Below are 7922 nucleotides of genomic sequence, written 5' to 3'. Positions count from 1 at the left end.
GTCAGAAATGGCGCCCTGCCGCATTTTTAGGCGGTTGCGAAACGGCATCGGCCTACCTAGAGTGGGCGCTTTTGCAAGCGACGGACTTCCATGACAGATTCTTCCTCCGCCGGCGTCCGGTTGCGCTGCGGTCAGCATGAGCTCGATCTCTCGCGCCCGCGCGTCATGGGTATTCTGAACGTGACGCCCGACTCCTTCTCCGATGGAAACCGGCATCGCGGGCTGGACGACGCGTGCCGCCACGCCGAGCGCCTGCTGCGGGAGGGGGCCGACATCATCGATGTCGGCGGGGAGTCGACCCGCCCGGGCGCCGAGCCGGTAGCGCTGGAAGAGGAGCGTGACCGGGTCCTGCCGGTGGTCGAGGCGCTGGTGCGGGAGTTCGATGCGCTGGTCTCGGTCGATACCAGCACACCCGAGCTGATTCGCGAAGTCGCCGAAGCGGGAGCGGGGATGCTCAACGACGTGCGCTCGCTGACGCGCCCCGGGGCGCTGGAGGCGGCGGCTGGCACCGAGTTGCCTGTCTGTCTCATGCACATGCGCGGAGAGCCGCGAACGATGCAGCGCGCGCCGTTCTACGATCGGCCCATCGAGCTTGTCGTCGCCGATTATCTGCAGGAGCGCGTGGCTGCGTGCGAGGCCGCAGGGATCGACGCCGGACGGCTGTTGCTGGATCCGGGGTTCGGCTTTGCCAAGACCCTCGAGCACAACCTGCAACTGCTCAGTCGTCTGGCGTCGCTCCAGTCTCTCGGTCTGCCGCTACTGGTCGGAATGTCACGCAAGAGCATGATCGGCCAGGCGCTTGGCCGGCCGGTCGATCAACGTCTGCCTGGAGGGCTCGCGTTGAGCGTGATGGCGGTCGAGCGTGGCGCTAGAATAGTCAGAGTGCACGATGTGGCGGCCACGGTCGACGCGATCGACATGGCCTGGGCCGTGCTTCAGGAACGGAGCGATCATGAGTAGACGTTATTTTGGTACTGACGGTATTCGCGGCACCGTCGGCGAGTACCCCATCACCGCCGATTTCATGCTCAAGCTGGGCTGGGCGATGGGGCGCGTGCTGTCTCGCAAGCTGTCCGGTCACCAGACCCGGCAGAGATCCTCCCAGTCGCCGCGCCCCAAGGTGATCATCGGCAAGGATACGCGGATCTCCGGCTACATGTTCGAGTCGGCGCTGGAGGCGGGACTGTCGGCCGCCGGAGCGGATGTGTCGCTGCTGGGACCGATGCCGACACCGGGTATCGCTTATCTGACCCGGACTTTCCGTGCCGATGCCGGGATCGTGATCTCCGCCTCGCACAATCCCTACCAGGACAACGGCATCAAGTTCTTCTCGGCGGAGGGGTTGAAGCTTGCCGATGAGGTCGAGGCGGAGATCGAGGACGAACTCGAGAAACCGCTGGAGACCATGGCGCCGAACCAGCTCGGCAAGGCGGTGCGAATCGGCGACGCCGCCGGGCGCTACATAGAGTTCTGCAAGTCCACGGTCCACAATCGCCTCGAGTTGCATGGCCTGCGGATCGTCTTGGACTGTGCCCATGGCGCGACCTACCATATCGCGCCCAACGTCTTTCGTGAGCTCGGCGCCGACGTCAGCGTGATCGGTGGCGAGCCCGACGGCCTCAACATCAATCAGAACGTGGGATCGACGCATACCGAGCGACTGAGCGAGGCCGTCGTGTCGTGCCAGGCGGACCTGGGTATCGCCTTCGACGGCGACGGCGATCGCGTGCTGATGATCGACCGTCGGGGCGAGGCGGTGGACGGCGACGAGATTCTCTACATCATCGCGCGGGACCTGCACGCGCGAGGCAAGCTCAATGGCGGGGTCGTGGGCACGCTGATGACCAATTTCGGGCTGGCGGCGGCGTTCGAGAAGCAGGGGATCCCTTTCGAGCGCGCCAAGGTGGGCGATCGCTACGTCGTCGAGCGGCTGCTGGCCAACGACTGGCTGCTGGGCGGGGAGGCCTCCGGCCATATCGTCTGCCGCAACGTGCAGACCACCGGCGACGGCATCGTCTCCGCGCTGCAGGTGCTGGCGGTCATGGTGCGAGAAGGGGTATCTCTGGATCGGTTGCTGGACGGTTTCGAGAAGGCGCCCCAGGCGCTGGTCAACGTGCGTCTGCCTCATGGCTCCGATGCCGGGGCGTTGCTGGAGAGCCAGGCGTTGCGCCAGAGCGTGAAGTCGGTAGAGGAGGAGCTTGGCGGCAGCGGTCGGGTTCTGCTGCGACCCTCGGGCACCGAGCCACTGATCCGGGTCATGGTCGAAGGGCGGCCGAGATTCGATGTTCAGGCTCTGGCACGGCGGATTGCCGATAGCGTCGAAACCCTGATCGCCTGAGCGGGTCAGATCGCCCACAGCACTTGTTGTCTTGTTGTCAAGGCTCTTATACCATGTCGCTCCACCGAAGGGAGGTAGCATGCGCAAGCCGCTGATCGCAGGTAACTGGAAGATGAACGGCTCGGCAGAACTGATCGAGACGTTCGGTCGAACCTTTGCCGGGATTGAGTTGCCGTCGCCGGTCGATGTGGTGATCCATCCCCCGTTTCCCTATCTCGATGCCGCGCGCAGCGCTTTCGCGGGCACGCCACTCTCGCTGGGCGCCCAGACACTGAACCCGCTGCCCTCCGGGGCCCGCACCGGTGAAGTCAGTGGGCAGATGCTCGCCGAGTTCGGCGTCGAGTATGTGCTGGCGGGCCACTCCGAGCGTCGCCAGCTCTATCACGAGAGTGACGAACAGGTTTACGAGCGGGTCATCGCTGCGCTCACCGCGGGGATCAAGCCGATCCTCTGCGTCGGTGAGACGCTGGAGGAGCGCGACGCCGGTCGATCCGAGGATGTCGTGCTGCGTCAGGTGGGCTATGTCATGGCCCGGCTCGAGCCCGGGCAGCGTCGACTGATGACGATTGCCTACGAGCCGGTCTGGGCGATCGGTACCGGGCGCACGGCCACGCCAGAGCAAGCCCAGCAGATGATGGCCGCGATTCGCGGTTATCAGGCGAGCTTCGATTCGGCACTGGCCGATGCGCTGCGTCTGCTGTATGGCGGTAGCATGAATGCGGGCAACGCCCAGGAGTTGCTCGCCCAGAAAGATATCGACGGCGGCCTGATCGGCGGAGCCTCGCTCAAGGTCGACGATTTCACAGCGATTTGTCAGTCAGCAGGTTGATTTCATGCAGATAGCAGTTTTGTTGGTACACGTACTCATCGCCATTGCACTGGTGGTCCTGGTCCTGCTGCAGCAGGGCAAGGGTGCCGAGGCGGGCGCCGCCTTCGGTGGCGGCTCCTCTCAGACGGTGTTCGGCTCACGCGGCAGCGGCGGCTTCCTGTCCAAGCTGACGGGCGGTCTGGCGGCGCTTTTCTTCGTGACCTCTCTGGGGCTGGCGTACTTCGCGACCAACGCCGGCAGCGCGCCGCAGAGCGGTATCCCGGACGCCCAAGTGATCGAGCAGCAACATAATGGTGCTCCGACGCTTGACGATGGTGATCAAAGCGGGAATAATGCTGCGCCAGCACTCGAGGAAGGTGGCGATCAGGAATCGTCAAATCCTTGAGTGAAAAGGAAAATTCGCTGCGTTCAGCAGGACGTCAGAATGCAGCGAATTGAGTGTGGCGCCCAGGTGCTACACCCCCCCTGATGCCGAAGTGGTGGAATTGGTAGACACGCTATCTTGAGGGGGTAGTGACCTTACGGTCGTGCGGGTTCAAGTCCCGCCTTCGGCACCATCGTCAAGTGATTCCGGTCTTTTCGACTTGAACCTCTGGGCGATACTGTACGGATTCTTGCTAGAAGAATTCAGGCGATATTGCGGCCTTCCTTGACCCATCTCGAGGCCGTTCCTATAATCGCCAACCTGATGTTGCGGGGTGGAGCAGTCTGGTAGCTCGTCGGGCTCATAACCCGAAGGTCGTCGGTTCAAATCCGGCCCCCGCTACCAAGTTTCTTGAAAGGCCCCTTCCTGAGAAGGGGCTTTTTGTTAGCAGCCTTGTCGATGTCAGCGCTTGTCGTCGTTGACGGCGCTGCCGACGTCAATGCCAGTCAGCCACCTAGCACCTTGCATTTCTCTCAACTCCCGGTCAGGTGCCTGATGCAACTGCTGTAGGAGTCGTTTGTGGTCACCAAGGACGCAGCACTGTATGCGATCATCGAACCGGTGGTTACCGCCATGGGTTTCGAATTGTGGGGCCTCGACTATCTGGCTCAGGGCAAGCATTCCAAGCTGATGATCTACATCGACAGCCCCGATGGAATCTCGGTCGATGATTGCGCGAGTGTCAGCCGCCAGGTCAGCGGCGTGCTGGATGTCGAAGATCCGATCTCGGGCAACTACAGCCTGGAAGTTTCCTCTCCAGGTCTCGATCGTCCGCTCTATACGCTCGATCATTTTTCGCGCTTCAGCGGCCACGTGGTGCAGCTCAAGCTACGCACCGCCTTCGATGGGCGTCGCAAGTTCCAGGGGCGCCTGGCCGGCATCGATGGCGACGAAGTGCTGCTGCACATCGATTCGGAAGAGTACTGCTTTCCCATCGAAAGCATCGATCAGGCTCGCGTCGTCCCGCAGTTCGACGACTGAATTCCATCACCTGTTGTTCGATGACTCAGTAATTCGAGACCAAGAATTCGAAACCAAGAACCGGTTTTTCGGCGAGGCATAGGCATGAGCAAAGAGATACTGCTGGTCGTTGACGCCATCTCCAACGAGAAGAGCGTGCCCCGAGACGTCATTTTCGAGGCTGTCGAGGCGGCATTGGCCAGCGCATCGCGCAAGCGCTTCGAAGGACAGGATGTCAGCATCCGCGTCCAGATTGATCGCCGCACCGGCGAGTACGATACTTTCCGTCGCTGGGTCGTGGTCGAAGACGAAGACTATCTCAGCGAAGATCGCGAAATTCCGCTCTCCGAAGCGGAAACGCGCGAGCCTCCGCTGGCGGTCGGCGACGTGGTCGAAGAGCAGGTGGAGTCGGTGGCCTTCGGGCGTATCGCGGCCCAGACCGCCAAGCAGGTGATCGTGCAGAAGGTGCGCGAGGCCGAACGCGCCCAGATCGTCAAGCAGTACACCGAGCGTGAAGGCGAGTTGGTCGCGGGTATCGTCAAGAAAACGACACGTGATGGGCTGATCATCGATCTCGGTGAGAACGCCGAGGGCTTTCTGCCGCGTGGCGAGATGATTCCCGGCGAGCGCTACCGCATGAACGAACGGGTCCGCGCGCTGCTGTGGAAAGTCGATGCGGAAGCGCGTGGCTCCCAGCTCATCCTGTCGCGTACCAAGCCCGGCATGCTGGTCGAGTTGTTCAAGATCGAAGTGCCGGAGATCGCCGAGCAGCTGATCGAGATCAAGGGAGCGGCCCGCGACCCGGGTGCGCGTGCCAAGATCGCGGTCAAGACCAACGACAGGCGGATCGATCCGGTCGGCGCCTGTGTCGGCATGCGCGGTTCGCGCGTGCAGGCGGTGTCCAACGAGCTGCGGAACGAGCGCGTGGATATCATTTTATGGGACGACAACCCCGCGCAACTGGTGATCAATGCCATGGCGCCGGCGGAAGTCGCCTCGATCCTCGTTGACGAGGACGCCCATTCGATGGACGTCGCCGTCGGCGAGGACAACCTCGCTCAGGCCATTGGTCGTAGCGGTCAGAACGTGAGGCTCGCCAGCGAGTTGACGGGCTGGACGCTCAACGTAATGACCATCGATGAAGCCGAGGGTAAACGCGAGCAGGAAGTCGACAGCCTGGTCGAATATTTCATCAACCATCTCGAGATCGACGAAGACGTCGCCCGCATCCTGGTCGAGGAAGGGTTCACGACGATCGAGGAACTGGCCTACGTGCCGGTCGAAGAGATGCTGGAGATCGAAGAGTTCGATGAGGATCTGGTCGAGGAACTTCGTGCAAGAGCCAAGGATGAGCTTCTCAACTTGGCCATCGCATCGGAAGAGCAACTGGATGGCGCTCAGCCCGCCGAAGACCTTCTCACGATGGACGGCATGGACCGCCACCTGGCTTTCATTCTTGCCAGCCGTGGCATCGTCACCATGGAGGACCTCGCAGAACAGTCCATCGAGGATCTGAAGGATATCGACGACGTGGACGAGGAGCGCGCAGCGGCACTGATCATGACTGCCCGTGCGCCTTGGTTTCAGAGCGAAGAGTAACGTGGTCACGGGTTCAGGAGGGTCGTAATGTCAGACATGACCGTAAAAGAGTTTGCCGGCAAGGTGGGACGCGATGTGTCCCGCCTGCTTGAACAGATGAAGGATGCGGGTCTGCCGCATCAGAAGGAAAGCGACGCGGTCTCCGAAGAGGACAAGCAACGTCTGCTCGATCACCTGACCAAGAGTCATGGTGGTGGTGGCCGCGGCCCGCGTAATCGCATCACCTTGACACGCAATACCCGCAGCAAGATCCGTTCGGGCGAGCGTGGCAAGACCATCGAGGTGCAGGTGCGCAAGAAGCGCACCTACGTCAAGCGCGATGCGGAGCCGGTCGAGGAAGCGCCGGCCGAGGATGCGGGTCCGCGTCAGCTCGTCGGCGACATGGCCGATCAGGCGCAGCAGCAGTCCGAGCAGGCATCCGCTGCCGCCGCCGCTGCCGAAGCGTCCAACGAGCCGACGCCGGATCTGACCGCCGGGCAGGAGAGTTCCAACAAGGCGGCGGCACCGTCGCCCGAGCCCCAGGCGCCGGGGGACGACATTCCCCAGGAGCCGCAGGTCGAGGACAACGAGCCGACCTCCAACAGCCAGCCGTTCGTCGAGCCGCCGCCCAAGGAGCCGCGCACGGAAAACCGTCGCGCCCATCCGAAGAAGGACAAGGAGCGGGATCAGGGGCGTCGTGGGCGTCGTGACGACGACGACGATCGTTCCGAGCGTCGTCGCGGTAGCGGTGCCAAGAAGGTCAAGCGGGCCGAGCGCCGCGGTAGCCGTCGCGGTCGCGGCGACAACCAGCATGGCTTCCAGAAGCCGACCCAGCCGATCGTGCGTGAAGTCGCGCTGCCGGAGTCGATCAGCGTCGCGGAATTGGCGGACAAGATGTCGGTCAAGGCCAACGAAGTGATCAAGGCCATGTTCAACATGGGCGCGGCGGTGACCATCAACCAGACCATCGATCAGGATACTGCCGCGATCGTGGTCGAGGAGATGGGCCACAAGCCGAAGCTGGTCAAGGAAGATGCGCTCGAGACCGAAGTGCTCGAAGGCATCTCCTACGAAGGCGACGAGATCACCCGCTCTCCGGTCGTCACCGTCATGGGGCACGTCGACCATGGCAAGACCTCGCTGCTCGACTTCATTCGTCGGACCAAGGTCGCCACCGGTGAAGCCGGCGGTATCACCCAGCACATCGGCGCCTATCACGTCGAAGGCGAACATGGTGGTGTCACCTTCCTGGATACGCCGGGTCACGCGGCCTTCACCGCCATGCGTGCTCGTGGTGCCCAGGCGACCGACGTCGTCATCCTGGTGGTTGCCGCCGACGATGGCGTCATGCCGCAGACGGTCGAGGCGGTAGAACACGCCAAGGCCGCCGGTGTGCAACTGGTCGTGGCGATCAACAAGATCGACAAGGAAGGCGCCGATCTGGACCGAATTCGCAACGAGCTGTCGCAGCACGGTGTGATCTCCGAGGAGTGGGGCGGTGATACCCAGTTCGTCTCGGTGTCGGCGAAGACCGGCGAAGGTATCGATCAACTGCTGGAATCGGTGCTGCTGGTCTCCGAAGTGCTCGAGCTCAAGGCCGTGCCGGAAGCGCCGGGCAAAGGTGTCGTGGTCGAGTCTCGCCTCGACAAGGGCCGTGGTCCGGTAGCGACCGTGCTGGTCCAGAACGGTACGCTCAAGCGTGGCGACATCGTCCTCGCCGGCCTGCATTATGGCCGTGTGAGAGCGCTGACCAACGAGCTCGGCAAGCAGGTCGAGTCGGTGGGGCCGTCCAT

The 7922-nt window shown here is 62.8% G+C and carries 7 protein-coding genes and 2 tRNA genes; all 9 read left to right on the top strand.

The genetic code is table 11. From position 1 onward, the window contains the following. Window positions 1–90: 90 nt before the first annotated feature. Window positions 91–960 (top strand): dihydropteroate synthase, encoded by an 870-nt coding sequence (folP, locus tag AC3AYF_RS01805; protein WP_295035934.1) that lies wholly within the window; start codon window positions 91–93, stop codon window positions 958–960. Continuing rightward, a complete protein-coding gene (glmM, locus tag AC3AYF_RS01800; RefSeq protein WP_295035933.1) occupies window positions 953–2338 on the top strand; it encodes a phosphoglucosamine mutase in 1386 nt (461 codons plus the stop codon). The genes folP and glmM overlap by 8 nt, the downstream gene beginning before the upstream one ends. Window positions 2339–2417: 79 nt before the next feature. Then, entirely contained in the window at window positions 2418–3167 is a 750-nt protein-coding gene (gene tpiA / locus AC3AYF_RS01795) for a triose-phosphate isomerase (protein ID WP_295035932.1), read from the top strand. 4 nt (window positions 3168–3171) lie between these two features. Continuing rightward, window positions 3172–3552 carry a preprotein translocase subunit SecG gene (gene secG, locus AC3AYF_RS01790; protein WP_149435522.1) on the top strand — a complete coding sequence of 127 codons (381 nt, stop codon included), beginning with the start codon at window positions 3172–3174 and terminating at the stop codon, window positions 3550–3552. Window positions 3553–3637: 85 nt separating this feature from the next. Then, a tRNA-Leu gene (locus tag AC3AYF_RS01785) sits at window positions 3638–3724 on the top strand. Between the two features lie 135 nt (window positions 3725–3859). After that, a tRNA-Met gene (locus AC3AYF_RS01780) sits at window positions 3860–3936 on the top strand. A gap of 174 nt (window positions 3937–4110) precedes the next feature. Next, window positions 4111–4572, top strand: coding sequence for a ribosome maturation factor RimP (gene rimP, locus AC3AYF_RS01775; protein ID WP_110715585.1), 462 nt, complete (start codon window positions 4111–4113; stop codon window positions 4570–4572). Window positions 4573–4656: 84 nt separating this feature from the next. Then, window positions 4657–6150, top strand: a complete 1494-nt coding sequence (gene nusA, locus AC3AYF_RS01770) for a transcription termination factor NusA (RefSeq protein WP_295035931.1) — start codon at window positions 4657–4659, stop codon at window positions 6148–6150. 27 nt (window positions 6151–6177) lie between these two features. After that, window positions 6178–7922 (top strand): translation initiation factor IF-2 (infB, locus tag AC3AYF_RS01765; RefSeq protein ID WP_295035930.1); only part of this gene is annotated, 1745 nt, incomplete at its 3' end.

The sequence above is a fragment of the Salinicola sp. genome, from assembly GCF_982684285.1.
Note: the sequence above shows the minus strand (reverse complement) of the source record. Positions and strands in the feature narration are given on the sequence as shown.